Below are 24,840 nucleotides of genomic sequence, written 5' to 3'. Positions count from 1 at the left end.
AGGACAATTATCGGCTTCCCGTCCCAACCAGCGACCTTGCATGGCCTTTCTCGCCCTCGGTATCAACCACAAGACTGCCTCGGTAGACGTACGCGAGCGCGTGGCGTTTACGCCCGAGCAACTGGTCGATGCCCTGCAGCAGCTCTGCCGACTGACCGCCAGCCGCGAGGCGGCGATCCTGTCGACCTGCAACCGCAGTGAGCTTTATATAGAGCAGGACCAGCTCAGCGCCGACGCCGTGCTGCAATGGCTGGCCGCCTACCATCGCCTGAGCCTCGACGAACTGCGTGCCAGCGCCTACGTTCACGAAGAGCACGATGCGGTCAAGCACATGATGCGTGTCGCCTCCGGGCTCGACTCGCTGGTGCTGGGCGAGCCGCAGATCCTCGGCCAGATGAAGTCGGCCTACGCAGTGGCCCGCGAGGCCGGCACCATCGGTCCGCTGCTCGGGCGCCTGTTCCAGGCCACCTTCAGTGCCGCCAAGCAGGTGCGCACCGACACCGCCATCGGTGAGAACCCGGTTTCGGTCGCCTTTGCCGCGGTCAGCCTGGCCAAGCAGATCTTCGCCGACCTGGGCCGCAGCCAGGCCTTGCTGATCGGTGCCGGTGAAACCATCACCCTGGTCGCCCGCCACCTGCACGAGCAGGGGGTCAAGCGGATCGTCGTCGCCAACCGCACGCTCGAGCGAGCCAGCATCCTCGCCGAGCAGTTCGGTGCCCATGCCGTGCTGCTGGCGGACATCCCCCAGGAGCTGGCCAACAGCGATATCGTCATCAGTTCCACCGCCAGCCAGCTGCCCATTCTTGGCAAGGGCGCGGTCGAGAGCGCGCTGAAGCAGCGCCGGCACAAGCCGATCTTCATGGTCGACATCGCTGTGCCGCGGGACATCGAGCCGCAGGTGGGCGAGCTGGACGACGTCTACCTTTATACTGTCGACGATCTGCACGAAGTCGTCGCCGAAAACCTCAAGAGCCGCCAGGGTGCAGCCCAGGCCGCCGAAGAGCTGGTCAATCTCGGTGCCGAGGATTTCATGGCGCGCCTGCGCGAGCTGGCTGCGGTGGACGTGCTCAAGGCCTACCGTCAGCAAAGCGAGCGGCTACGCGATGAGGAACTGCAAAAAGCCCAGCGCCTGCTGGCCAACGGCGGCAACCCCGAAGAAGTACTCGCCCAACTGGCCCGCGGCTTGACCAACAAGCTGTTGCACGCGCCCAGCGTGCAACTGAAAAAGCTCTCTGCCGAAGGCCGCGTCGATGCGCTGGCCATGGCCCAGGAACTCTTTGCCCTCCACGAGGGCTCGACGGACAAACCCACGCAATGAAAGCGTCGCTGCTGAAAAAACTGGACATCCTCCAGGACCGCTTCGAAGAACTCACCGCCCTGCTGGGTGATGCCGAAGTCATTTCCGACCAGACCCGTTTCCGCGCCTATTCCCGTGAATATGCCGAAGTCGAGCCGGTGTTCGTCGCCTACAAGGAGTGGTGCAAGGTCCAGGAGGATCTGGAGGGCGCCCAGGCGCTGCTCAAGGACAGCGACCCGGACCTGCGTGAGATGGCCGTGGAGGAAGTGCGCGACGCCAAGGAGCAACTCGTCGTCCTGGAGTCGCAGTTGCAGCGCATGCTGCTGCCCAAGGACCCCAACGACGGGCGCAACGTGTTCCTCGAAATCCGCGCCGGCACCGGCGGCGACGAGGCTGCGATCTTTTCCGGCGATTTGTTCCGCATGTACTCGCGCTACGCCGAGAAGCGTGGCTGGCGCCTCGAGATTCTCTCCGAAAACGAGGGTGAGCACGGCGGCTACAAGGAAATCATCGCCCGCGTCGAGGGCGACAGCGTATACGGCAAGCTCAAGTTCGAGTCTGGTGCGCACCGCGTGCAGCGGGTGCCGGAAACCGAATCGCAGGGTCGCATCCACACGTCCGCCTGCACCGTGGCGGTGCTGGCCGAGCCTGACGAGCAGGCCGCGATCGAGATCAACCCGGCCGACCTGCGCATAGACACCTACCGCGCCTCCGGTGCCGGTGGTCAGCACGTGAACAAGACCGATTCGGCGATCCGCATCACCCACTTGCCGACCGGTATCGTCGTCGAGTGCCAGGAAGAGCGTTCCCAGCACAAGAACCGCGCCCGCGCCATGTCCTGGCTGTCGGCCAAGCTCAACGACATGCAGACCAGCGCCGCGCAGAATGCGATTGCCAGCGAGCGCAAGCTGCTGGTGGGGTCGGGCGACCGCTCCGAGCGCATCCGCACCTACAACTACCCGCAGGGTCGGGTGACCGACCATCGCATCAACCTGACGCTCTACTCCCTCGACGATGTGCTCGCCGGTGGCGTCGATGCCGTGATCGAACCCTTGCTGGCCGAATACCAGGCCGATCAACTGGCCGCCCTGGGGGACTGATGACCATCATCGCCAGCCTGCTGCGCAACGCGCAATTGCCCGATTCGCCGACCGAGCGCCTGGACGCGGAGTTGTTGTTGTCCGCTGCCTTGGGCAAGTCGCGCAGCTACCTGCACACCTGGCCCGAGCGCATCGTCAGCAGTGAGGCGGCGCAGACGTTCGCGGCTTTTCTCGAGCGCCGTCGTGCAGGTGAGCCGGTGGCGTACATTCTCGGTCAGCAGGGCTTCTGGAAGCTCGACCTTGAAGTCGCGCCGCACACCCTGATCCCTCGGCCGGACACCGAGCTGCTGGTGGAGGTCGCGCTCGAACGGGTGCCTGCCAAACCTGCCCGGGTGCTGGATCTTGGCACCGGCAGCGGCGCCATCGCTCTGGCCCTGGCGAGCGAGTGCCCGGCCTGGCAGGTGACGGCGGTCGATCGCATCGACGAGGCCGTGGCTCTGGCCGAGCGCAACCGCGAGCGTCTGCACCTGGCGAATGTCCAGGTGCGCAGCAGTCACTGGTTCGACGCCCTGGCCGACGAGCGCTTCGACCTGATCCTCAGCAACCCGCCCTACATTGCCGCCGAAGATCCACACCTGAGCGAGGGCGATGTGCGTTTCGAGCCCAGCAGTGCGCTGGTGGCCGGCCCCGATGGCCTTGACGATCTGCGCCTGATCATCGCCCAGGCGCCGCAGCACCTGTTGCCCGGCGGCTGGTTGCTGCTCGAGCATGGCTACGACCAGGCGGCCGCCGTGCGCGACCTGCTGGTTGGTAGCGGTTTCATCGACGTGGACAGCCGCCGCGACCTGGGCGGCCACGAACGTATTTCCCTGGGGCGCCTGCCATGCTGAGCGACCAGGAGCTGTTGCGCTATAGTCGGCAGATCCTGCTATCGCAGGTCGACATCGACGGCCAGTTGCGGCTCAAGCAGAGCAAGGCCCTGGTGGTCGGGCTTGGTGGCCTGGGGTCGCCGGTCGCGCTCTACCTGGCGGCTGCCGGCGTGGGTGAATTGCACCTGGCCGACTTCGACACGGTCGACCTGACCAACCTGCAACGCCAGGTCCTCCATGACAGCGACAGCGTCGGCATGAGCAAGGTCGATTCGGCGCTGCAGCGCCTGCAGGCGATCAACCCGGAAGTCACGCTGGTCGCCCATCGCCATGCCCTGGACGACGACTCCTTGGCTGCGGCGGTGGCGGCGGTGGACCTGGTGCTGGACTGCTCCGACAATTTCGCCACTCGTGAGTCGGTCAACGCCGCGTGCGTGGCGGCCGGCAAGCCGTTGGTGAGCGGCGCGGCGATTCGCCTGGAAGGGCAGTTGTCGGTGTTCGACCCCCGCCGCGACTACAGCCCTTGCTATCACTGCCTCTATGGCCATGGCAGCGAGGCCGAGCTGACCTGCAGCGAAGCCGGCGTGATCGGTCCTCTGGTAGGGCTGGTCGGCAGCTTGCAGGCGTTGGAAGCGCTGAAGCTGCTGGCCGGGTTCGGCGAGCCCCTGGTGGGCCGCCTGCTGCTGATCGATGCCCTCGGCACGCGCATGCGTGAGCTGCGGGTCAAGCGTGATCCGGCCTGCACGGTGTGTGGCGATCGCCATGGCTGATCGCTCGGCGCCGGTGGGCGTGATGGATTCGGGGGTCGGTGGCTTGTCGGTGCTCGCCGAGATTCGCCGCTTGCTGCCCAACGAGTCACTGCTCTACGTGGCCGATTGCGGTCACGTACCCTATGGCGAGAAATCCCCCGACTACATCCGTGAGCGCTGCCGGCGCATCGCCGAGTTCTTCCATGCTCGCGGTGCCAAGGCCATGGTCCTGGCGTGCAATACCGCGACCGTGGCGGCCGTGGCCGACTTGCGCGAACGCTACCCCGATTGGCCGTTGGTGGGCATGGAACCTGCGGTCAAGCCGGCCGCCGCGGCGACACGCTCCGGCGTGGTCGGCGTCCTGGCCACCACCGGCACCTTGCAGAGCGCAAAATTTGCCGCGTTGCTCGACCGATTCGCCAGCGATGTACAGGTCGTGACCCAGCCGTGCCCGGGGCTGGTGGAGTTGATCGAGACAGGCGATCTGGGCAGCCCGAAGCTGCGTGCAATGCTGCAGGGGTACGTGCAGCCGCTGCTGGCGGCGGGCTGCGACACGCTGATCCTCGGATGCACTCACTACCCCTTCCTGCGCCCGCTGTTGGCCGAAATGGTGCCCTCGGATGTGGCTATCATCGACACGGGCGCTGCGGTGGCGCGCCAGTTGCAGCGCTTGTTGAGCGCCCGCGACCTGCTTGCCGAGGGGCCTTCACGCGAGGCGGCCTTCTACAGTAGCGCTGCGCCGCAGCACCTTCGCGAAATCCTGCCGGTGCTGTGGTACGGGTCTGTAGAACAGGTCAGCGCGTTCGACCTGTAAAAAATAGCTGAAATCTCCCGCACACAAGCTGAACTATCGTCCTAATGTCGATTTCTATCATTTTGCCTGGTTCACAGGCGGACACTTGATAACAACACCAGGAAGAAGGACGAGCTCATGAGGCATTTGCTTGGAATGGCGGCGGTTGCCGCGTTGGCATTGGGGCAGGCGGTGTCGGCACAGGCGGCTGATGTTTCGTTGTCGGTGGGGCAGACTGGCGACAGTACCATGGTCTATCGACTGGGGTTGCAGTCGAACTGGGATGCCAGTTGGTGGCAGACCAGCGTAGGCCGAATCACCGGGTACTGGGACGGTGCCTACACCTACTGGGATGGCGATGAGCGGGCAAGCAATCACAGCCTGTCGTTCGCCCCCGTGTTCGTGTACGAGTTCGCCGGGGACTCAGTCAAGCCCTACATCGAAGCGGGGATCGGTGTGGCGGCATTCTCACGGACCAAGCTGGAAAGCAATGACCTGGGCTCGTCGTTCCAGTTCGAGGACCGCATCGGTTTTGGCCTGCGCTTTGCCGGTGGGCACGAGATCGGGGTTCGCGCGATCCACTACTCCAACGCCGGGATCAAGCAGCCCAATGATGGGGTCGAGAGCTATTCGCTGCATTATCGAATGGCGCTCTGACCCGGATCACCGGGGCGTGCAGCGCCCCGGGTTTACTTCAGGCTTCCCAGGGCAGTGGCCACAGCAAGGTCGGGTCCAGCACTTCGAGCACCAACTCGGCCTGTGGGTGCTTGAGCCTGCGCGCCAACTCATCTGCTGCGCTCTGCGCCGTCCAGGATTCAGGTATCGCCATGCTGTTGCTGACCGGTGCCTTGAGCGACTGTGGCGCGACCACCGTAAGCTGTACCGCCAGATCGTCGAGGACCTTGCGTTGCTCACGGAACCACTGGGGCAGGCTGTTGTGGCCCGCCGGGGTCTGCGCTGGCGCAAACAGTTGCAGCGTCGAATAGCGGCTGAACAGTGCCATCACCTGTGGCCTGTGGCCTCTGGCCAATAACGACAGTGCGCTGGCCAGGACATGCTCGCTGGCGCGCCGGTTGCTGCTGACGATCTCTTCCATTACCGCGTTGGCAGGTAGATCGTTTGCTAGGTAATCGCACGTGCCGGCATTGACTATCAAGACGTCCAGTGCCCCCCAGTGCGACTGCAGCTGCTCGGCCGCAGACTGCGCCCCGACCAGCTCGTTCAGGTGCGCTGGCAGGCGCAGCAGGCGTGCCTCGTGCAGCTCGGCCAAGGTATCGAGCTCCTGGCAATCCATGCCGCTGGCCGCGACCCGATGGCCCTCTTCGAGCAATCGTTCGACCAAGGCGAGGCCTACTCCATTGCTGGCCCCTGTTACCCAGAACCTTCGCGTACTACTCAATGCTATGCCCTTCAGTTGATGGAGGCGGGTAGCGCCTTGAATGCTGCCAGTGCCCGATGGCGGCTGCTGTCCAGATCGACGATCGGGCTGATGTAGCCACTTGTATCAAATAGTCCGGAAGATTTCACAGGCAAATGAATGTATTTGTCATCCAGATGAGTGAGTTCCGGTAGCCAATGGCGTATGAAGCGTCCTTGGGGGTCGAAACGCTGCGACTGGGTCACCGGGTTGAAGATCCGGAAATAGGGCACCGAATCGGTGCCGGTGGAGGCGCTCCACTGCCAGCCGCCGTTGTTTGCCGCCAGGTCGCCGTCGATCAGGTGTCGCATGAAATGCCGCTCGCCCTTGCGCCAGTCGATGAGCAGGTTCTTGCTCAGGAACATGGCGACGACCATGCGCAGCCTATTGTGCATCCAGCCGGTATGCAGCAGCTGGCGCATGGCCGCGTCGATCAACGGGAAGCCGGTGCGGCCTTGTTCCCACGCCTGGAGATCGTCGGGCGCGTCACGCCAGGGCAGAGCCTCGGTGGGGGCGCGGAAGGGGCGGTGGCGCGAGACCTGTGGATAGCCCACCAGGATGTGCTTGTAGAACTCGCGCCAGAGCAGCTCGTCGATCCAGGTGCGTACACCTTGGCTGCCGCTGTCGAATTCGCCACGGTTGCTCGACAGTGCGGCGTGCAGGCATTGGCGCGGCGAGATCACACCGGCGGCAAGGTAGGGCGAGAGCTGGCTGGTGCCGGGCCTGGCCGGCAGGTCTCGCAGGGTCTGGTAGTCGTCGATGGTTTCGTCGACGAAGCGCGACAGCCTGCCCTGGGCTTCGTCTTCACCGGCAGGCCAGTGCTCGCGCAGGCTCTGCTCGGGCGTGTCGAAGCCTTCTATGTGCCGGGGGATCGGGTCGCTGGCGATGCCTAGGGAAGCCTGTGGTTTCACGGGCTGGGCAAGGGTTGGCAGGCTGCGATGCAAATGTTCCAGGCAGGTCTTGCGAAACTGGCCGAAGACCTGGAAATAGTGGCCCGCCTTGGTCAGCAGGGTGCCGGGATGGAAGAACAACTGATCCAGGTGTGTGCGGGCGGTCACGCCGGAGCGCTCCAGCAAGGATTGGGTCCGCCGGTCACGCTGGCTTTCGTTGACGCCGTACTCGTCGTTCCAGTGCACGGTCTGCACCTTGTGCGTGCGGCAAACCTCGAGCACGGTTTCGGGCACCTGTTGCCAGGTGTCGGTATGGCGGATCAGCAACGGGATGTTCAGGCGTTCGAGGGCGTGGCGCAGGTCGCGCAGGTTGCGCAGCCAGAAGTCAACCTTGCTCGGCGCATCGTCATGCGCCTGCCATTGCCCGGGGCTGGCGATCCACAGGGCAATGGTCGGCCCCTGTGCGGTGGCGGCGGCGAGGGCGGTGTTGTCGTTGATGCGCAGATCGCTGCGCAGCCAGATCAATTGCATCTCAGGATCTCTGACAGTCGGGTTCAGCGTGATTGCTGAAGCAGGCGCAATGCCCCCTGCGGTGTCTCGAAGAGCAGCAGCGCCGGAAGTTCCAGGCCGCGCAGTCGCTCCTCATGGATGAAGACACTGGCGCCCCCGAGGAGTTTCGTCAGCGTTACATCCCGCAGGGGGGCCAGTGCTTGGAGGTCGATGCGCGGCCCCAGGTGCAGCACCAGGGCGCGCGGGGCGAGTTGGGCGATCGCGTGCAGCAGTTGCTTGCCGCCGACCGGTTGTTCGAGCACCTCCACGGCAAAACCGCTGCTGCTGAGCAGCCAGGCGGCGAGCCACAGTTGAGCATCGAAGGGGGCGTCAAGGGTCGTGGCCAGCAGTACCGGCGGCCCCTCGAGCGAATGGTTGTCGTGGTAGACCCGCGCGCCCAGCTTGCTGCGCAACCAGGTGTGGAAGAAGGCCTGCTCGAGGCTGGCGTCGAAGTGCTTGCGCCAGCGTTGCTCCAGGCGCTCGAGCAGCGGCAGCAGCAGTTGCTCGCACAGAGTCGAGGCGGGATAAAGCGCCATGGCCTGGTTGAGTTGCTGGTCCAGCGAGCGTTGGGCGAGATTGGCAATGGCCTCGACCAGTTGCTGGCAGCGCGCTTGCCAGTCACCCTCCAGCCTTGGCGAGGCTTCGCTGCGGTTTTCAAGCAGGTCACGCACCTGGCTCACCGAGGCGCCGCGTTCCAGCCACTGCAGGATCGCCTGCACCTTCTCGACATGCTGTGTGCTGTACAGGCGATGGCCCTTGGGCGTGCGCTCCGGCACCAGCAGGCCGTAGCGTCGCTCCCAGGCCCGTAGGGTGACCGGGTTGACCCCGGTGCGCCGGGCCAGCTCGCCGATCGGCAGGCTGTCTTCAGAGTGCATTGCGCAGGCCCAGGCTTTCCGGGTGCGGTTGCAGGTAAGCCTGCTGCATCAGGTAAGGGTCGGGGTGAACGCGCAGATGGTGCTTGAGCAGGGTCAGCGGGACCACCAGCGGCACGCTGCCCTGCTGGTACTGGCTGATCAGACGCTGCAGTTCGGCTTTGTCGCTGCTGTCCAGGGCATCGCGCAGATAGCCGCACAGGTGCTGCAGGACGTTGCTGTGGGTGCCGCGGCTGGCGCAGCGGCGCAGAGCCTGCATGAGTTGGCTGAAGTAGCGCGGGCCTATCTGCAGCGGGTCGTCGTCGCGGCTCATGCTGCCCAGCAGGCGCCCGAGTTCGCGGTAGGCCTGCGGGTTGTGCGCCATCAGCAGGTATTTGTAGCGCGAGTGGAAGCGGATCAAGGCGCCGCGGCTCAAGCCTTGTGTCAGCAGGTGCTGCCAGTCGGCATAGGCGTAGACGCGGCTGATGAAGTTCTCGCGCAGCACTGGGTCGTGCAGGCGGCCTTCTTCTTCCACCGGCAGGTCCGGGCGGCGCTCGCAGAACGCCTGGGCATAGGCGCCGCGCCCGCCCAGCAGTGAGGGGCGGCCATTGTCCTGGTAGACCTTGACCCGCTCCAGCCCGCAGGAGGGTGACTTCTGCATGAACACATAGCCGCAGATATCGTCGAGTGCTTCGGCCATCTGCTGGCCGTAGGCACGCAGGGGAGGGGCGAGGTCGGTACCGGGATTGCGCGGGTTGATCACTTCCGGGGCCTGGGGATCGCCGACCAATCGAATGGCGTCGCGAGGAGTGCCCAGGCCAATGGCAACTTCCGGACACAGCGGCAGCCAGTCGAAATGCTCATCGAGTGACTGGCACAGGTCCGAGGCTTTGTGCCCGCCGTTGTAGCGCACATCCTGCCCGGCCAGGCAGGCGCTGATGGCGATGCGGGGTTTGCCTGTCGAGTGGGGAGCGTTCATCGTGGCCTCCGTAGACCTGTACAATCCGATAATTTTGTACAGGTCTATTCCAGCACATCGAAAAACTTATGCAAGACAAATTTTTTGTACAACTTTACTCGAGGTGCTCGAGCAAGCGACGCGCCGCCTCCTGGCCGCTGAGCCAGGCACCTTCCACGCGTCCGGACAGGCACCAGTCGCCGCAGGCGTACAGGCCCTGGTCGGCGTCGGCGAGGGTGCCCCATTCATGGTTGCCGACGGGGCGGGCATAGAGCCAGCGGTGGGCGAGGGCGAAGGTCGGTGCTGGCACCACGCAGCCGACCAGTTCGGCAAACTCGCCCCACAGCTGCTCGATCACTTCTTCTCGGGGCAGGTCCAGGTGCTGGCGACTCCAGCTGGAGGTGGCGTGCAGCACCCAAGTGTCGAGGTGTTCGTCGCGGCCGGGTTTGCTGCGGTTGCGTGCCAGCCAGTCGAGCGGATTGTCCTGCACGAAGCAGCCTTGCATCGGGGTATCGAGCGGTGTCTGGAAGCCCAGGGCGATGGCCCAGGTGGGTTCCATCTGCACGCCGGCGGCGACCGCTGCGAGCTTGGGTGTGGCCGCCAGCAGTGGAGTGGCCTGGGGGGCTGGCACGGCGATCACCACCTGGCTGAACGGCCCGTGGCTGCAGCCTTCGGTGTCCTGTAGATGCCAGTACTGCTTGCCGCGGAAGACCTCGGTGATACGGCACCCGAAGTTGACCGTGACATCCTTGAGCAGGCCGCGGGTGATGGCGCTCATGCGTGGCACGCCGACCCAGCGGGTCTGTTCGTCGGGGGAGGGGGTCAGTTCACCGTCGCGGTAGTTGTAGAGCTGCGGCTTCCACTGCGCGGCCCAGCCGGCGGCGACCCATTGCTGGACCTGCTCGACGAAGCGTCGGTCGCGGGCGGTGAAATACTGGGCGCCCAGGTCGAGCGCGCCGGCATCGCTGCGCTTGCTGGCCATGCGCCCGCCACTGCCGTGGCCCTTGTCGAACAAGTGGACGTTCTGTCCGGCCTTCTGCAGGGCCTGGGCGGCGGACAGGCCGGCGATACCGGCACCGATGATGGCTATAGGTACTGTCATGATGGCCTCTTCGAACCTTGCTTTAAGCAGACTACGCTGTCAGACAAACCTGTACAATGCAGAAGTTTTGTATAAGGTTATTCCGCTCGATAGGACAGGTTGGCCTATGTTTATCCGAGAGCTATCGGTTTAAAAAGTGCCTTGATCTTAAAAATAGACCATGGCCGCAGCTTGCGAGGACACAGCCATGCATATATTGCTGACGGGCGGTACTGGATTGATCGGCCGGCACCTGTGCCAGCTCTGGCTCAGCCAGGGCCATCGCCTGACGGTGTGGAGCCGCGAGCCTGCCCAGGTGCCCAAGCGTTGCGGCAGCGGCGTGCGCGGTATCGCTCGGCTGGAGGAGCTGGAGGCGGACGATCCGCTGGACGCGGTGGTCAACCTGGCCGGCGCGCCCATCGCCGACCGACCCTGGACGGCCGCGCGCCGGCAGCTGTTGTGGGCCAGTCGTGTCACCCTCACCGAGCAGTTGCTGGGCTGGCTGGAGCGCCGCGAGCAGCGTCCCGGGGTGCTGATTTCCGGCTCGGCCGTGGGCTGGTATGGCGATGGTGGCGAGCGGGAGTTGACCGAGGCCTCGCAGCCGGTGAAAGAGGACTTCGCCAGCCAGCTGTGCATCGCCTGGGAAGAGACTGCGCAACGTGCGCATACGCTCGGCATGCGCGTGGTGCTGGTGCGTACCGGGTTGGTACTGGCCAGCGACGGGGGCTTTCTTTCGCGTCTGCGCCTGCCCTTCAAGCTGGGGCTTGGCGGGCCGATCGGCGATGGTCGGCAATGGATGCCCTGGATCCATATAGAGGACCAGATCCGCCTCATTGATTTTCTCTTGCAGCAAAACGACGCCAGCGGTCCCTATAATGCCTGCGCGCCAGAGCCGGTACGCAACCGTGAGTTCGCCAGGCGTCTGGGACGTGCATTGCATCGCCCGGCGTTGCTGCCGGTGCCTGCGCTGGTGCTCAAGGCTGGCCTGGGCGAGTTGTCGACCCTGCTGCTGGGGGGCCAGCGTGCGCGCCCGGTGCGCCTGCTGGCTGAAGGTTTCACGTTCCGTTTCAACGATCTGCAATCGGCGTTGGACGACCTGTCCGACCGCCTCTGACATAGGACGCTGCATGACCGATCATGCCCTGCTGCTGGTCAACCTGGGTTCACCGGCATCCACCTCGGTCGCCGATGTGCGCCGCTACCTCAACCAGTTCCTCATGGACCCGTATGTGATCGACCTGCCCTGGCCGGTGCGGCGCTTGCTGGTGTCGCTGATCCTGATCAAGCGCCCGGAGCAGTCCGCCCACGCCTATGCGTCGATCTGGTGGGACGAGGGTTCGCCGCTGGTGGTGCTGACTCGGCGCCTGCAGGCGGCCATCACCCCGCATTGGCCGCATGGGCCGGTGGAAATCGCCATGCGCTATGGTCAACCGGCGCTACCAGAAGTACTCGAGCGCCTTGCCGCGCAGGGTGTGCGCAAGGTGACCCTGGCACCGCTGTATCCGCAGTTCGCCGACAGCACCGTGACCACGGTGGTGGAGCTGGCTCGCCAGACAGTCGCCGAGCGCCACCTGCCTGTCGAAATGCGCGTGTTGCAGCCGTTCTACGATGAACCTGAGTACATCGATGCGTTGGTCACCAGTGCCCGTTCTTACCTGGAACAGGACTACGATCATCTGCTGCTGAGCTTCCATGGCCTGCCGGAGCGCCATCTCAAGAAACTCGATCCGACCGGTTCGCACTGTTTCCAGAGCCCGAATTGCTGCGAGACTGCCTGTGCCCAGGTGCGCAAGGTTTGCTACCGCTCGCAGTGTCTGGCCAGTGCTGCTGCGTTCGCCAAGGCGGCAGGAATTCCCGAGGGGAAATGGTCAGCCTCGTTCCAGTCGCGGCTGGGGCGAGCCAAATGGATCGAACCCTACACCGAGACGCGTCTGGACGAGTTGGCCAAGGCGGGAGTGAAGAAGCTGCTGGTGATGTGCCCGGCGTTCGTTGCCGATTGCATCGAGACGCTGGAGGAGATCGGCGATCGCGGCAAGGAGCAGTTCATCGAGGCCGGCGGCGAGGAGCTGGTGCTGGTGCCGTGCCTGAACGATCACCCGCAGTGGGCGCAGGTATTGGCGGGGATGTGCGAGAGGGCTTGAGTCGGTGATGACTTCTTCGCGGGTAACCCCGCGAAGAAGTCGACTCGGTTCAACGCCTGGTCAAGGCAACTGGTCATCCAGCTTCTTGTTCTTCCAACCGTCGTTGCCCGGCAGGATCAGGTTCAGGGCAATGGCGACCACGGCGCACAGGGCGATGCCCTTGAGGCCCCAGTCGTCCGGGCCGTCGCCGCTGCCGATCAGCACACCACCGATACCGAACACCAGGGTCACCGAAACGATCACCAGGTTGCGCGCCTCGGCGAGGTCGATCTTGTGGCGGATCATGGTGTTCATGCCCACTGCCGCGATCGAGCCGAACAGCAGGCAGAGAATGCCGCCCATCACCGGCACCGGAATGCTCTGCAGCAGCGCGCCGAACTTGCCGATGAACGCCAGGGTGATCGCGAACACTGCAGCCCAGGTCATGATCTTCGGGTTGTAGTTCTTGGTCAGCATCACCGCGCCAGTGACTTCGGCGTAGGTGGTGTTGGGCGGGCCGCCGAACAGGCCTGCGGCGGTGGTGGCCAGGCCGTCACCGAACAGGGTGCGGTGCAGGCCGGGCTTTTTCAGGTAGTCGCGACCGGTCACGCTGCCGACCGCGATCACCCCGCCGATGTGCTCGATCGCCGGCGCCAGGGCCACCGGAACGATGAACAGGATCGCCTGCCAGTTGAACTCCGGCGCGGTGAAGTTGGGCAGTTCCAGCCAGGGGGCTGCGGCGATTTTCGCGGTGTCGACCACGCCGAAGGCGAACGACAGGGCAAAGCCCACCAGCACGCCAGCAATGATCGGCACCAGGCGGAAGATACCCTTGCCGAACACGGCGACGATCAAGGTGGTCAGCAACGCCGGCATGGAGATCAGCATGGCGGTCTTGTACGGCATCAGCGCGGCGCCGTCGCCACCCTTGCCCATGGCCATGTTCGCGGCAATCGGCGCCATGGCCAGGCCGATGGAAATGATCACCGGGCCGATGACCACAGGTGGCAGCATGCGGTCGATGAAACCGGTGCCCTTGATCTTCACCATCAGGCCCATGAAGGTATAGACGAAGCCTGCGGCCATCACGCCGCCCATGGTCGCGGCCAGGCCGAACTGGCCCTTGGCGAGGATGATCGGGGTGATGAAGGCGAAGCTCGAGGCCAGGAATACAGGCACCTGACGGCCCGTGACCAGCTGGAACAGCAAGGTGCCGAGGCCCGCGGTGAACAGTGCCACGTTAGGATCCAGGCCCGTGATCAGCGGCATGAGCACCAGCGCGCCGAATGCCACGAAGAGCATCTGCGCGCCCGAGACGACCTGGCGCCACAGCGGGTCGTTGAAGCCGTCCTGCATGTTCAGGCGTCCTTCTGCTTGGTGCCGAAGATCTTGTCGCCGGCATCGCCCAGGCCCGGCACGATATAGCCATGCTCGTTCAGGCGCTCGTCGATGGACGCGGTGTAGATCTGCACGTCCGGATGGGCTTTCTCGACCACCTCGATGCCTTCGGGCGCCGCGACCAGGACCATCGCGCGGATTTCCTTGCAGCCGGCTTTCTTCAGCAGCTCGATGGTGGCGACCATCGAACCGCCGGTAGCCAGCATCGGGTCGATGATCAGCGCCAGGCGCTGATTGATGTCGGGGGCGAGTTTTTCAAGATAGGTGTGCGCTTCGAGGGTTTCCTCGTTGCGGGCTACGCCCACGGCACTGACCTTGGCGCCCGGGACCAGGCTGAGCACGCCGTCGAGCATGCCGATACCGGCACGCAGGATCGGGACCACGGTGATCTTCTTGCCGGCGATCTTCTCGACCTGGACCTTGCCGCACCAACCGTCGATCTCGTAGGTTTCCAGCGGCAGGTCTTTGGTGGCTTCGTAGGTCAGGAGCGCACCGACTTCCTGGGCGAGTTCGCGAAAATTCTTGGTGCTGATATCGGCACGGCGCATCAGGCCGAGCTTGTGGCGGATCAGCGGATGGCGGATCTCACGAGTAGGCATAGGGGAAGGCTCCGGGGGGCGGGCAAAAAAACCGCGCTAGGTTAATCTATTCAGTCCTTGCTGTCGTGCAGTCATTGAGCACGTTAGTCCATAAATGCTTGATCTGGGACGAGCGGATGCGTACCTTTGCCCGCTTTTCCAAAATGCACCTCCTGGAGAGCGCCATGTCCGCCGATCTCGAGCATATCCGCCAAGTGATGAGCGAGGCCGATTGCCTGTACAACGAAGCCCAGGTCGAAGCGGCCATCGCCCAGGTCGGCGAGCAGATCTGCAAGGACCTGCACGACAAGAACCCGGTAGTCTTCTGCGTGATGAACGGCGGCCTGATCTTCGCCGGCAAGCTGCTGACCCACCTGCAGTTCCCGCTGGAGGCCTCGTACCTGCACGCGACCCGCTACCGCAACCAGACCAGCGGCGGTGAGCTGTTCTGGAAGGCCAAGCCGGAGATCTCGTTCATCGATCGCGATGTGCTGATCGTCGATGACATCCTCGACGAAGGCCACACCCTCAGCGCCATCATCGACTTCTGCAAGCATGCCGGCGCGCGTTCGGTGTACACCGCGGTGCTGATCGACAAGGACCACGACCGCAAGGCCAGCCCGGACTTGAAGGCCAACTACGTCGGCCTGCCGTGCGTCGATCGCTATATCTTCGGTTATGGCATGGACTACAAGGGCTACTGGCGCAACGCCAATGGCATCTTCGCCGTAAAGGGCATGTGAGCCATGCGCCAGCCTGCCTTCATCGACAAGACGTTGTTCGACGGGCTGGCCGCCAAGGCTGCCAGCAACCCGCGTGGTCGCCAGCACCACAATTTCCATGAGATGGAAGAGCCTTGCCATCGCATGGCAGTCGGCTTGCAGACGAACACCTACATTCCGCCACACCGTCATCTGAAGGATGACAAGGCCGAGGCGCTGGTGGTGCTCAAGGGGCGTCTGGGGCTGCTGATCTTCGATGAGCAGGGCGCGGTGTGCGACAAGCGTGTGCTCGAAGCCGGCGGTGATTGCCTGGGGGTCGACCTGGCGCCCGGCACCTATCACGGGTTGGTGGTGCTCGAAGATGACAGCATCCTGTTCGAGTGCAAGTCCGGCCCCTACCGCCCGGTGGGCGAGGGCGAGCATGCCTACTGGGCACCGCGCGAGGGCGAGGACGGGGTGGCGCAGTATCAGGCCTGGATGCGCGCGCAGTTCGATTGAGCGCGCGCTGACAGTAGCGGTCGATCAGGCGTGCTAGAGTGCTCCCCTCTGCCAAGGAGCCTCTCATGCGTGCGATCTTTCCCCTTCTGCTGGCGCTGAGCCTGCCGCTGTCGGCAGCCCCCTTGCACAGCCAGTTCCTTCCGCCTGATGACCTCTCGCTGCGCCAGGAAGAACCCGAGTCGCAACAACTGCTGCAGGTCACCGACTACTCGGTGGTGGTCGGTGCCCAGCGTCAGTCCAACCAGCAGCCGATTCCCATCACCTCGTCCCTGACCTTGCGCCTGAAGGGCAAGCCCTTGAGCAAGGGGGCAACTATCGGGCAGGTGCTGGTCACCTTCGACGGCGAGGGCGGCAAGAGCCTCAAGCGGCCGACCTACGATGACAAGTCCCGCACCCTTACGCTGAATTATCCACAGGCCGATTACCGGGTGATCATGGACCTGCTGCGCAACGAGACGCTGTTCGTACAGTTCCTCAGTTACGCCAACGGCCACGTCTGGGCCGACCTGCACACCGGAACCGTACGTACGCGTTGAGGCGCACGGGCTGCCAGCGGTACACTGCCCGCCTTTGAAATGCCCGTGATGGCCCAGTTGGAGTCGGCAATGCGTAAAGACAAGAAGCAGGTTATCGGTGACGAGATCAGCGACGACTACATCAAGACGTTCCTTCAGTTCGAGCCGGCCGATGGCCTGACCTCGCCGTCGCACCACAAGCTGATCAAGGCCTACCGTGGCCTGCGCATCGACGACTTCGAGCGTTTCGTTGGCTTCTTCGTCGAGGCCGGATACGACGTCGATGGCAAGGACGAGCACGGCAAGACCTTCGCCGAAACGATCGCCGACCAGCGCAATGCGCCGGAGTACATCGAGGTCATCGCCAACGCCCGCGGCTGATCCTCCAGTCTGCCCTTTTCGCGGGCAGGGATTGCAGGCACAAAAAAACGCCCCTCGGGGCGTTTTTTCGTTTCAGCCATTTCAGGCGTAGTGCTTGGCCGGGCTGTTTTGCGCCAGGTCCAGGGCCACGTCGTTGTCGGCGCTGATCTTGTGGTACAGCGCGGCATCGGTGGCCAGGGCCTTCTCGCGAGCCGGGAAGATTTCCTTGAGCTTGGCAGCCCAGGCGCCCTTCGCTTGCTCGGGGAAGCAGCGCTCGATCAGTTCGAGCATGATCGAGACCGTCACCGAGGCGCCCGGCGAGGCGCCAAGCAGCGCAGCCAGGCTGCCATCGGCGGCCGAGACCAGCTCGGTGCCGAACTGCAGGATGCCGCCTTTCTTCGGATCCTTCTTGATGATCTGCACGCGCTGGCCGGCCACTTCCAGGCGCCAGTCCTCGGCTTTGGCTTCGGGGTAGAAGCGGCGAAGCGATTCCAGGCGCTGCTCCATCGACTGCATCACTTCGCTGACCAGGTACTTGGTCAGGTCCATGTTGTCGCGGGCTACCGCCAGCATCGGGCCGATGTTGCCCATGCGCACCGACAGCGGCAGGTCCATGAACGAGCCATGCTTGAGGAACTTGGTGGTGAAGCCGGCGTAAGGGCCGAACAGCAGGGATTTCTTGCCATCGACCACGCGGGTGTCGAGGTGCGGCACCGACATTGGCGGGGCACCGACCGCGGCCTGGCTGTAGACCTTGGCCTGGTGCTGCTTGACGATTTCCGGATTGTCGCAGCGCAGCCACTGGCCGCTCACCGGGAAACCGCCGAACCCCTTGCTTTCCGGGATGCCCGACGCTTGCAGCAGCGGCAGCGCCGCGCCACCAGCGCCGAGGAAGACGAAGCGGGCGTCGACTTCACGGCTGTTGCCGCTGTTGACGTCCTTGATGCTCACGGTCCAGCCGTCACCTTTACGGCGCAGGCCGGTGACCTTCTTGCTGTACTTGACCTGGGCATTGGGGCTGTCGCCCAGCAGCTTGAGCAGCTTGTTGGTCAGGGCGCCGAAGTTGACGTCGGTGCCCTTGAGCACGCGGGTGGCCGCGATGTGCTGGTCGGCCGGGCGACCAGGCATCATCAGGGGCATCCATTCGTTCATCAGCGCCTTGTCTTCGGTGTATTCCATCTCGGAGAACGCGTGGTGCTGCTTGAGCAGCTCGAAGCGCTTCTTGAGGAATTGCACACCCTTGTCACCTTCGACATAGCTCAGGTGCGGCACGGGATTGATGAAGTCGCGCGCCGAGCCGAAGCCGCCTTTTCTGCTCAGGTAGGCCCAGAACTGGCGGGACACCTCGAACTGGGTATTGATGTGCACGGCCTTCTTGATGTCGATGCTGCCATCGGCGGCCTGGGGCGTATAGTTCAGCTCGCACAGGCCGGCGTGGCCGGTCCCGGCGTTGTTCCAGGGGTTGGAGCTTTCCGCGGCCCCGGAGTCCATCGCCTCGACGACTTCCAGCTTGATCGCAGGGTCCAGCTCCTTGAGCAGTACGGCCAGGGTGGCACTCATGATGCCCGCGCCTACCAGTACCACATCAACCGATTCGTTCTGCGCCATTAACGCGTCTCCACAATCTACAGCACCTAATTGACAGCATAGGACCCCTGGGTTGGCCAGGATCGCCATGTCCGACTCTTCGCAGTTCTTGCAACTTCCGCGGACACCGCCAATCAGTCTTGGGTGTTCGATAATTGAACGCCATTTGCCACGGGTGCGGCAATTCGACTTATGGTCAAGTGTTCCGTCGTGCGTTATGGACCGGCCTCAGGCTCCCATCCAGGATGAGCGCTTTTGCCGTCTGTTCAGGGCTGTTCGAGACGTCTCTGCCGCTTTTGCACATGCCAGACTGTTCATTTGCTCGCCACACTCTCGTGAAGTTGTGAAAAACCGTTTTTTCACGCTCTTTTGGAGTCGTGAACCTCAAAAGTGGACTGCGCGGTGGCAACCCGCAGGTTCATGCGCAGCAGACGGCCAGAGACAGCAGGCACGACAGCCAATGCAAGACCTGAGTGGAAGGCTCTCTGTGGGCGAAGCGGTGAAGGTGCCGGGGTCAAGCGGCGAGTGCGGGGCCCGATCAGGAGACGTCCTTATAATCGGGGGGAGATTATAACGAGGTCGCGGGCAGAAAGGTCGTTCTTCTTGGGTTTTTATTGCAGCGTTTGTCAGGCAGGGAGGATGCGTTGCTGCCAACGGCGGCTTGCAGGTACGCAAATCCGGGCACTGTTGGGCAGCGGATGACCCAGCCAGCCCAAGTGTGCTTCGCTGACCTGGACCCAGCCACTGCCGCTGGGTGCCTGGTGGCACTGCTTGAAGGCCAGGCATTTGCCGTCGCTGTCGAGACGGGCGTAGGTGGTGTGGCGCGGGCGTTTGAAGAGCAGAGTCCAGAGCGAGGCCATGGCGGCGAGTCCTGTTTGATCGAGCTGGGGCAAGGATAGCGCCGTGGCCATGAAACCATTGTGACAGCAGCTGCGGGCCGATGACTGGCTTGCTCCAGGCTGGGTATACTGTGGGCCTTTGCCGCTTTTTCTGGAGAAATGCGCATGCTGCAACGTCTGTTGTTCGGTTTGATGGCGGTGGCCACCCTGAGCCTGGTCGGCTGTGCACACAGCCCGCAGCAACTCAGCCCGCAACCCAAGCTCACCGCTCAGCTCAATCCGGTAGGTCGTGGCCAGCCGGTGGTCGTGCGGGTGGTCGACGGCCGTGCTTCGCAGTCGCTGGGCACACGGGGTGGCATGTACCCGGAGACCAGCACCATTACCGTCAACGGCAATGACGTGGTGCCCAAGCTGCAGGCCCAAACCGAAGCGGCAGTACGCCTGCTCGGCTTCACCCCCACCTCGGGTGCCGGCAGCGCGCCACAGCTGACCGTGACCCTGGCCGAGCTGAAGTACCAGTCGCCCAAGGACAAGATGTACGTGACCGAGGCCACCATCGGTGCCACCTTCCGTGCCGACGTGTCCAACGCCAACCGTCGCTACAGCGGCCGCTATGGCGCTTCTCTCGACCAGCGTTTCGGCATGGCGCCGAACCAGGAAACCAACACCAAGCTGGTCAGCGACGTACTCAGCGATGCGCTGACCCGGCTGTTCAAGGATCCGACCATCGGTCAGGTACTGGCTGAATAAGCACGCGACCTGAATGAACAAAACCCGCTGCCTGGTCACAGGCAGCGGGTTTTTCTTTGGCTGGACCAGGGCTGAGGCTCGCTCAAACCCTGGTTGGTGCGGCACCTGGGGTCACTTCGCTGTAGGAGCGGGCTTGCCCGCGAACACCGGCTTCGCCGGTGCCAGGCACCGCGATGTCTTTTTCGCGGGCAAGCCCGCTCCCACCAATCGCACGAGCGGGTAGGTCAAGCCGCCTCGATTCCAAAGTCCAGCACACTCAGCCCGGTGTCTTGATCCACTTCAGGCAGGTCCTGGTGCGCGTGTCCGCCCAGGGCGCAATACACCAGCCAGCGCTGGTCGTGGACATTGATCGCGAACCCGTCGATCAGCGCCTGCTGCTCGTCGCTCTGCGAGACGAGGTAGAGACGGTCCTGGTTTTCGGCGTGCAGCATGACAAGCTCCGGTCTGCAAAGGCCGACAGGGTGGCCTGTCTGGATGACGAGCGTGTGACAGATGAAATTTAGTGACACTTGGTCGCAAAAAACGAGAGGGTGAGTCAGGCTTGGGTAGAATGCCGGGCTTTGCTTATCGTCGTTACGAGGTTGCGCGATGTCCCTGCAAGTCCTCTGGGGGTTCCTGGCCGCCCATCCCGCCAAGCTGATCAATGTCCTGGCGCTGTTCATCACCTGCCCGGGCGGCCTGCTGCTGCACAGTGCGCGGCGTCGCCAGAGCGATGCGCGTGAAAGCCTGGCTGGCGAGGAAGGGCTGGTCGATGCGTTCGACCTGCGTGTACCGCGCTACTACTACATCCTGGGCTTCTCGTGCCTGGCGATGGCGTTGTTGCTGTCGTGGTTCAGTACCTGGATCTGAACTGCCTACCTGTCAATTCTGCCAGTTGTCGCTTGTGATGCGTGCACGTACGTTGGATCGGCGTGTCAACCATCTCAAGGAGGAAACATGTCGCGTTCAAGCGAAGCGTTTGATGCGGACGTCCTGAAGAAGGCCAAGGCGACCGGAAAGGTCGTTCTGACCGTCAAGGGGACGCCATATGAGATGACCGGCGAACTGAAGTTTGACCAGAAGTCATTCTCCGCCGTGCAGCCGCGGCCCGGTGGCAAACCGCTCAAGCTGGTGTTCAAGTGGACCAACGCCAATGTGTTTGCGCCGGGCACCACCAGCCTGTCTGCTGGTCAGGCGCATGTGACCACGGTCGGTGTTGTGGGGCTTGGCGAAAATGTTCCCGTCCACTCAGGAACACTGCAGATCAGCGAGTTTGTCGACAACCGACGTCTTAAAGGGGTACTGCGGCTGAACCCTGGCAGTGGTTCGGATGCTCTGGAAGCTGATTTCGATCTCACCGTCGTGTAGCGAACATCAGCTGTGCAATCGCCGGTCCCACTACGAACCGGCGCTTGCACCAGGCTCAGACCGCCTCGGCCTGCACCTTCACCTGATACTGGTTGCGCACTGGCGTCGCATACTGCTGCACCAGATACGGCCGGTGCTCCGCAGGGCAGGCTTCCAGGCGGCGCTGCCACTCCTCCTTGGCCCGTGCCAGTTCCTCGGCCGCAAACACCTTCTCTGCAGCGGGTACTTCCAGCGCCGCGTCCTGACCGTCCCACATCGCGTAGGCCAGGTAGTGCACCGGGAACAGCCGGTAGCCGCCGAGAATCTGCCGGTCGATGGCCTGGGCCAGTTGCTTGGTGTCCTCGTGGTACTCGGTCACTGGCGGTGCGAAGTTGATGTGCACCCGGCCTTTGTAGCCGGTGATGCCCTGGGCGATGCTGTTGTCGTCTTCGCCAGGCACTTTCTTGTAGGTGCCGGTGGTGGCGCGGATGTACAGCTCGCGGGCCTTGGCCTGGTCGCACGGGTCGTATTCGTAGCTGATCGACACCGGGATCAGGTTCAGGCTCTGGATCACGGCGCCGAACGGCTCGTCCTTGCGGCTCATGTGGAACATCTTGAGGATCGCCGAATCGGTGCGATCGTCACCATCCTTGGCGCGGCCTTCGGCCTGGGCGATCCAGATCGAGGCGCCGTCGCTGCGGATCGAGTGGTTGATGTAGGCCGACAGCAACTGGTATGCCGCAAGCTTCTCGCGACGACCGCTGATCGAGCGGTGCACGATGAAGCTCTTGTTCAGACGCATCATGTCGCTGACGAACGGCTTTTGCAGCAGGTTGTCGCCGATGGCGATACGTGGCGTCGGCAGGCCAGCGTGATAGACCGCATAGTTGACGAACGCCGGGTCCATGACGATGTCGCGGTGATTGGCCAGGAACAGGTAGGCACTGCCCGACTTGAGCTGCTCGACGCCGGTGTAGGTGACCCCGTCGGTGGCACGGTCGATGGTGCGGTCGACGTAGTATTCGACCTTGTCCTGCAGGGTCGAGACGCTGGTCACGCCAGCGAACTCCTTGCGCAGGCGCCGGGCGATCAGCGGCTTGAGCAGCCAGCCGAAGGCACCTGCGATACGCGGGAAGCGGAAGTGGGTGAGGATATCGAGGAATGCCGGGTCGCTGAGCAGGCGCGCCAGAACGGCAGGCACTTCAGCGTCGTCGTAAGGTCGGATGGCATCGAATTCGCCCATCATGCTCTCTTGTTGGAAACGGCTAGAGTAATAAAGTAGGGGCGGGGCCGAAAAAAACGGCTCGGACACACACGGACCCCGTAAACAGACCGGCAATTATACGCATAAGTCACTGCGCAGGCCCCCGATGCTCGAAATCGACTTTTATGACTGCCCTTATTGCGGTGAGCGTGTGGAGACCACGGTCGATATTTCCGCTGGCGACCAGCTCTATACCGAGGACTGCCAGGTGTGCTGCCAGCCCATCGTGTTCATCCTGCAGGTGCATGGTGACGAATGGATGCTCGAAGTGCGCCGCGAGGACGATGCCTGATGCGTCGGATCTACGAACCGGAAAGCCTGATGGAGGCGCAGATGCTGGTAGGCATGTTGGCCAGCGAAGGCGTCGAGGTGCACCTGATCGGCGGCGATCTGGTCGGTGCCATGGGCGATCTGCCGATGCAGGGCCTGCTGGCCCTGGCGGTGGCCGATGAGCAGGCCGGGTACGCACGGCAGCTGATCGATGAGTACAATGCCGCCCAGCCCCTTGCCGGGGACGAGCCGGAGAGTATCCCCGGTACCCTGATCTGCTAGGTTTGCTGTCTTATGTGTGGACGTTACGCCCTCTTTCGCTGGTCCCAGGCTTTTGCCGCCCTGCCCGGGTTTCCCGCCGACCAGCAGGCCCAATGGAACATCTCGCCTGGGGCTTCGGTGCTGATCCAGCGCCGACTCGACGGCCAGTTGCAACTGGCCAGGGCGCGCTGGGGCCTGACCCCGGCCTGGCTCACCGACCTGTCCCGTACCCCCGCCCATGCCCGCGCCGAGACACTCGCCGAGCAGCCGATGTTTCGCGAAGCCTTTCGCCAGCGCCGTTGCCTGATGCCGGCCAACGGTTTCTACGAGTGGCGCGGCACGGCGCGCAAGCGCCCGTACTGGGTGACGCCGGGGGAGGGCGCGTCGTTGTTCTATGCCGCGGTATGGGAGGTGTATCCGGTGCAGGAGCAGGTGTGGCTCAGTTGTGCGGTGGTCACCCAGGCGGCGATGAACCAGCGCCGGCCGCTGATCCTCGACGAGGCCGGGCAGGCGGCCTGGCTGGACCCCGACACACCGCTGGCGCGGCTGCATGAACTACTGGCCAGCCCGCCAGCGGCGTTGCGCGAGCGGGCGCTGGCGCATCTGGTCAACGATCCGAAGCTCGATGGGCCGGAGTGTCTGACCCCGGCTTGAGGTCGGTGTCGAGCTTTTCGCCCCACAGGCCCGCGAAAAAAACGACGCAGTGGGTGAATCAAACCCTGAACTGATTGATCAACCGCCGCTGCTGCTCGGCCAGCTTGGTCAGCTCGGCACTGGCCTGGCTCGATTCGTCGGCCCCGCCGGCCACTTCGCCGGCCACCTGGCCGATGTTGATGACGTTGCGGTTGATATCCTCGGCCACCGCGCTTTGCTGTTCGGCGGCGCTGGCGATCTGGGTGTTCATGTCGTTGATCACCGACACGGCCTGGGTGATGCTCTCCAGCGCTTCGGCGGCGCGGCTGGCCTGCTGCACGCTGTCGTCGGTCTTGCCCTGGCTGTCTTCCATCACCTTGACCACATCGCGGGTGCCCTGCTGCAACTGCTGGATCATCTGCTGGATTTCCTGGGTCGCCTGCTGGGTCTTCTGCGCCAGGTTGCGCACCTCGTCGGCAACCACGGCGAAGCCGCGCCCTTGCTCTCCGGCGCGGGCAGCCTCGATGGCGGCGTTGAGCGCCAGCAGGTTGGTCTGTTCGGCGATGGCGCGGATGGTCACCAGGATGGCATTGATGTTCTCGCTGTCGCGGGCCAGGGTCTGCACCACGGTCACTGCGCGGCCGATCTCGCTGGCCAGGACGCTGATCGACTGCGAGGTGTCGCGCACGATCTGCATGCCCTGGTTGGCAGCCTGGTCGGCGTTGCTGGCTGCGTGGGCGGCGTGGGTGGCATTGCGTGCCACGTCCTGGGCGGTGGCGGTCATTTCCTGCACGGCGGTGGCTACCTGGTCGATCTCGGCCATCTGCTTGTGCACGCCCTGGTTGGTGCGGATGGCGATGTCGGCAGTGTGCTCCGAGGAGTCGCTGACTTTCTGCACCGAGGTCACCACCTGGCTGATCATCGCCTGCAGCTTGGCGAGGAAGGTGTTGAAGCCTTTGGCAATGGCGCCCAGCTCGTCGGCGCGATCGCTCTGCAGGCGGCGGGTGAGGTCGCCTTCGCCCTGGGCGATGTCGTCGAGCATCGCCACCATCTGCTTCAGCGGACGGGCAATGCCGTGGGCCAGCAGCCAGATCACCAGCAGGCCGAGGGCGGCGATGCCCAGGCCGACCAGGGTCATGCCGGCGATGTCGGTGCGGCGCTGCTCGCCAAGGTCTTTCTGCAGTTGGTTGACGTCGGCCATGACCGTGCTCAGCGGCATTTCCAG

At 63.9% G+C, this 24,840-nt stretch carries 30 protein-coding genes and 1 pseudogene; 18 read left to right on the top strand and 13 right to left on the bottom strand.

Annotated elements, in window-relative coordinates; genetic code table 11:
• The first annotated feature begins 40 nt into the window (after window positions 1-40).
• The 6 genes from hemA (at window position 41) to AC2CGW_RS23205 (ending at window position 5,405) form a co-directional block, all read left to right on the top strand.
• The gene (gene hemA, locus AC2CGW_RS23230) at window positions 41-1,318 is read left to right on the top strand and encodes a glutamyl-tRNA reductase (RefSeq protein WP_186711212.1); all 1,278 of its coding nucleotides are present in this window, start codon (window positions 41-43) and stop codon (window positions 1,316-1,318) included.
• Window positions 1,315-2,397, top strand: a complete 1,083-nt coding sequence (prfA, locus tag AC2CGW_RS23225; RefSeq protein ID WP_186667645.1) for a peptide chain release factor 1 — start codon at window positions 1,315-1,317, stop codon at window positions 2,395-2,397. Before hemA ends, prfA begins: the two co-directional genes overlap by 4 nt.
• Complete coding sequence (prmC, locus tag AC2CGW_RS23220; protein ID WP_186667646.1) at window positions 2,397-3,227, top strand: peptide chain release factor N(5)-glutamine methyltransferase; 831 nt, start codon at window positions 2,397-2,399, stop codon at window positions 3,225-3,227. The genes prfA and prmC overlap by 1 nt, the downstream gene beginning before the upstream one ends.
• Complete coding sequence (locus AC2CGW_RS23215; RefSeq protein WP_402760867.1) at window positions 3,221-3,976, top strand: molybdopterin-synthase adenylyltransferase MoeB; 756 nt, start codon at window positions 3,221-3,223, stop codon at window positions 3,974-3,976. Before prmC ends, AC2CGW_RS23215 begins: the two co-directional genes overlap by 7 nt.
• Window positions 3,969-4,769, top strand: coding sequence for a glutamate racemase (gene murI / locus AC2CGW_RS23210; protein ID WP_186667648.1), 801 nt, complete (start codon window positions 3,969-3,971; stop codon window positions 4,767-4,769). Before AC2CGW_RS23215 ends, murI begins: the two co-directional genes overlap by 8 nt.
• 117 nt (window positions 4,770-4,886) lie before the next feature.
• On the top strand, window positions 4,887-5,405 hold the full coding sequence (locus AC2CGW_RS23205) for an acyloxyacyl hydrolase (protein ID WP_186667649.1): 519 nt from the start codon (window positions 4,887-4,889) through the stop codon (window positions 5,403-5,405).
• Window positions 5,406-5,442: 37 nt separating this feature from the next.
• On the opposite strand, the gene AC2CGW_RS23200 is transcribed toward AC2CGW_RS23205, so the two are convergent.
• The 5 genes from AC2CGW_RS23200 to AC2CGW_RS23180 form a co-directional block, all read right to left on the bottom strand.
• Window positions 5,443-6,147, bottom strand: coding sequence for an SDR family NAD(P)-dependent oxidoreductase (locus AC2CGW_RS23200; RefSeq protein WP_186722000.1), 705 nt, complete (start codon window positions 6,145-6,147; stop codon window positions 5,443-5,445).
• A gap of 11 nt (window positions 6,148-6,158) precedes the next feature.
• Window positions 6,159-7,586 carry a deoxyribodipyrimidine photo-lyase gene (gene phrB / locus AC2CGW_RS23195; RefSeq protein ID WP_288374219.1) on the bottom strand — a complete coding sequence of 476 codons (1,428 nt, stop codon included), beginning with the start codon at window positions 7,584-7,586 and terminating at the stop codon, window positions 6,159-6,161.
• Window positions 7,587-7,609: 23 nt separating this feature from the next.
• Complete coding sequence (locus AC2CGW_RS23190; protein ID WP_186722002.1) at window positions 7,610-8,479, bottom strand: MerR family transcriptional regulator; 870 nt, start codon at window positions 8,477-8,479, stop codon at window positions 7,610-7,612.
• On the bottom strand, window positions 8,469-9,434 hold the full coding sequence (locus AC2CGW_RS23185) for a YbgA family protein (RefSeq protein WP_484574671.1): 966 nt from the start codon (window positions 9,432-9,434) through the stop codon (window positions 8,469-8,471). Before AC2CGW_RS23185 ends, AC2CGW_RS23190 begins: the two co-directional genes overlap by 11 nt.
• A 94-nt stretch (window positions 9,435-9,528) precedes the next feature.
• Window positions 9,529-10,515 (bottom strand): NAD(P)/FAD-dependent oxidoreductase, encoded by a 987-nt coding sequence (locus AC2CGW_RS23180; RefSeq protein WP_186667654.1) that lies wholly within the window; start codon window positions 10,513-10,515, stop codon window positions 9,529-9,531.
• A 187-nt stretch (window positions 10,516-10,702) separates the two neighbouring features.
• On the opposite strand from AC2CGW_RS23180, the gene AC2CGW_RS23175 reads away from it, so the two are divergent.
• Window positions 10,703-11,608, top strand: a complete 906-nt coding sequence (locus tag AC2CGW_RS23175) for a TIGR01777 family oxidoreductase (RefSeq protein WP_186667655.1) — start codon at window positions 10,703-10,705, stop codon at window positions 11,606-11,608.
• Between the two features lie 13 nt (window positions 11,609-11,621).
• Window positions 11,622-12,635, top strand: a complete 1,014-nt coding sequence (gene hemH, locus AC2CGW_RS23170; RefSeq protein ID WP_484574670.1) for a ferrochelatase — start codon at window positions 11,622-11,624, stop codon at window positions 12,633-12,635.
• 60 nt (window positions 12,636-12,695) lie between these two features.
• Here the strand turns inward: hemH and AC2CGW_RS23165 are convergent, their stop codons facing one another.
• A complete protein-coding gene (locus AC2CGW_RS23165; RefSeq protein ID WP_186711208.1) occupies window positions 12,696-13,970 on the bottom strand; it encodes a uracil-xanthine permease family protein in 1,275 nt (424 codons plus the stop codon).
• A 2-nt stretch (window positions 13,971-13,972) separates the two neighbouring features.
• Window positions 13,973-14,611, bottom strand: coding sequence for a uracil phosphoribosyltransferase (gene upp, locus AC2CGW_RS23160; RefSeq protein WP_186667658.1), 639 nt, complete (start codon window positions 14,609-14,611; stop codon window positions 13,973-13,975).
• Between the two features lie 164 nt (window positions 14,612-14,775).
• Here upp and AC2CGW_RS23155 point away from each other — a divergent pair, with 164 nt between their 5' ends.
• From AC2CGW_RS23155 to AC2CGW_RS23140, 4 genes are all read left to right on the top strand, one after another.
• The gene (locus AC2CGW_RS23155) at window positions 14,776-15,333 is read left to right on the top strand and encodes a hypoxanthine-guanine phosphoribosyltransferase (RefSeq protein WP_186667659.1); all 558 of its coding nucleotides are present in this window, start codon (window positions 14,776-14,778) and stop codon (window positions 15,331-15,333) included.
• 3 nt (window positions 15,334-15,336) lie between these two features.
• Window positions 15,337-15,810: a WbuC family cupin fold metalloprotein gene (locus AC2CGW_RS23150; RefSeq protein ID WP_186667660.1), complete on the top strand. Its 474-nt coding sequence runs from the start codon at window positions 15,337-15,339 to the stop codon at window positions 15,808-15,810.
• A gap of 65 nt (window positions 15,811-15,875) precedes the next feature.
• The gene (locus AC2CGW_RS23145) at window positions 15,876-16,346 is read left to right on the top strand and encodes a hypothetical protein (RefSeq protein WP_484574669.1); all 471 of its coding nucleotides are present in this window, start codon (window positions 15,876-15,878) and stop codon (window positions 16,344-16,346) included.
• A gap of 69 nt (window positions 16,347-16,415) precedes the next feature.
• On the top strand, window positions 16,416-16,706 hold the full coding sequence (locus AC2CGW_RS23140) for a PA4642 family protein (protein ID WP_186667662.1): 291 nt from the start codon (window positions 16,416-16,418) through the stop codon (window positions 16,704-16,706).
• Window positions 16,707-16,787: 81 nt separating this feature from the next.
• Here AC2CGW_RS23140 and mqo read toward each other — a convergent pair whose 3' ends face one another.
• Entirely contained in the window at window positions 16,788-18,293 is a 1,506-nt protein-coding gene (gene mqo, locus AC2CGW_RS23135) for a malate dehydrogenase (quinone) (RefSeq protein ID WP_186667663.1), read from the bottom strand.
• A gap of 605 nt (window positions 18,294-18,898) precedes the next feature.
• The gene (locus AC2CGW_RS23130; protein ID WP_186722008.1) at window positions 18,899-19,132 is read right to left on the bottom strand and encodes a hypothetical protein; all 234 of its coding nucleotides are present in this window, start codon (window positions 19,130-19,132) and stop codon (window positions 18,899-18,901) included.
• A 144-nt stretch (window positions 19,133-19,276) separates the two neighbouring features.
• Here AC2CGW_RS23130 and AC2CGW_RS23125 point away from each other — a divergent pair, with 144 nt between their 5' ends.
• Window positions 19,277-19,861 (top strand): YajG family lipoprotein, encoded by a 585-nt coding sequence (locus AC2CGW_RS23125; protein ID WP_484574668.1) that lies wholly within the window; start codon window positions 19,277-19,279, stop codon window positions 19,859-19,861.
• Between the two features lie 224 nt (window positions 19,862-20,085).
• Here the strand turns inward: AC2CGW_RS23125 and AC2CGW_RS23120 are convergent, their stop codons facing one another.
• Window positions 20,086-20,292, bottom strand: coding sequence for a hypothetical protein (locus tag AC2CGW_RS23120; RefSeq protein ID WP_054894589.1), 207 nt, complete (start codon window positions 20,290-20,292; stop codon window positions 20,086-20,088).
• Between the two features lie 157 nt (window positions 20,293-20,449).
• On the opposite strand from AC2CGW_RS23120, the gene AC2CGW_RS23115 reads away from it, so the two are divergent.
• The gene (locus AC2CGW_RS23115; RefSeq protein WP_186667666.1) at window positions 20,450-20,710 is read left to right on the top strand and encodes a hypothetical protein; all 261 of its coding nucleotides are present in this window, start codon (window positions 20,450-20,452) and stop codon (window positions 20,708-20,710) included.
• A gap of 87 nt (window positions 20,711-20,797) precedes the next feature.
• Window positions 20,798-21,208, top strand: coding sequence for a hypothetical protein (locus tag AC2CGW_RS23110; RefSeq protein ID WP_186667667.1), 411 nt, complete (start codon window positions 20,798-20,800; stop codon window positions 21,206-21,208).
• A 55-nt stretch (window positions 21,209-21,263) separates the two neighbouring features.
• On the opposite strand, the gene AC2CGW_RS23105 is transcribed toward AC2CGW_RS23110, so the two are convergent.
• Window positions 21,264-22,430, bottom strand: coding sequence for a 1-acyl-sn-glycerol-3-phosphate acyltransferase (locus tag AC2CGW_RS23105; RefSeq protein WP_186667985.1), 1,167 nt, complete (start codon window positions 22,428-22,430; stop codon window positions 21,264-21,266).
• Between the two features lie 127 nt (window positions 22,431-22,557).
• Here AC2CGW_RS23105 and AC2CGW_RS23100 point away from each other — a divergent pair, with 127 nt between their 5' ends.
• From AC2CGW_RS23100 to AC2CGW_RS23090, 3 genes are read left to right on the top strand one after another with little or no spacing between them, the layout of a single operon-like run.
• Window positions 22,558-22,743, top strand: coding sequence for a CPXCG motif-containing cysteine-rich protein (locus AC2CGW_RS23100; protein ID WP_186667668.1), 186 nt, complete (start codon window positions 22,558-22,560; stop codon window positions 22,741-22,743).
• A complete protein-coding gene (locus AC2CGW_RS23095; RefSeq protein ID WP_186667669.1) occupies window positions 22,743-23,003 on the top strand; it encodes a putative signal transducing protein in 261 nt (86 codons plus the stop codon). The genes AC2CGW_RS23100 and AC2CGW_RS23095 overlap by 1 nt, the downstream gene beginning before the upstream one ends.
• Before the next feature lie 12 nt (window positions 23,004-23,015).
• Complete coding sequence (locus AC2CGW_RS23090) at window positions 23,016-23,636, top strand: SOS response-associated peptidase (protein ID WP_186667670.1); 621 nt, start codon at window positions 23,016-23,018, stop codon at window positions 23,634-23,636.
• Between the two features lie 58 nt (window positions 23,637-23,694).
• Here the strand turns inward: AC2CGW_RS23090 and AC2CGW_RS23085 are convergent, their stop codons facing one another.
• Window positions 23,695-24,438 (bottom strand): methyl-accepting chemotaxis protein, encoded by a 744-nt coding sequence (locus AC2CGW_RS23085; protein ID WP_484574695.1) that lies wholly within the window; start codon window positions 24,436-24,438, stop codon window positions 23,695-23,697.
• A 111-nt stretch (window positions 24,439-24,549) separates the two neighbouring features.
• A pseudogene (locus tag AC2CGW_RS23080) lies at window positions 24,550-24,753 on the bottom strand (HAMP domain-containing protein); the annotation flags it as partial.
• Between the last annotated feature and the right edge of the window lie 87 nt (window positions 24,754-24,840).

This window comes from Pseudomonas sp. SYWMCR5, from assembly GCF_057197165.1.
Note: the sequence above shows the minus strand (reverse complement) of the source record. Positions and strands in the feature narration are given on the sequence as shown.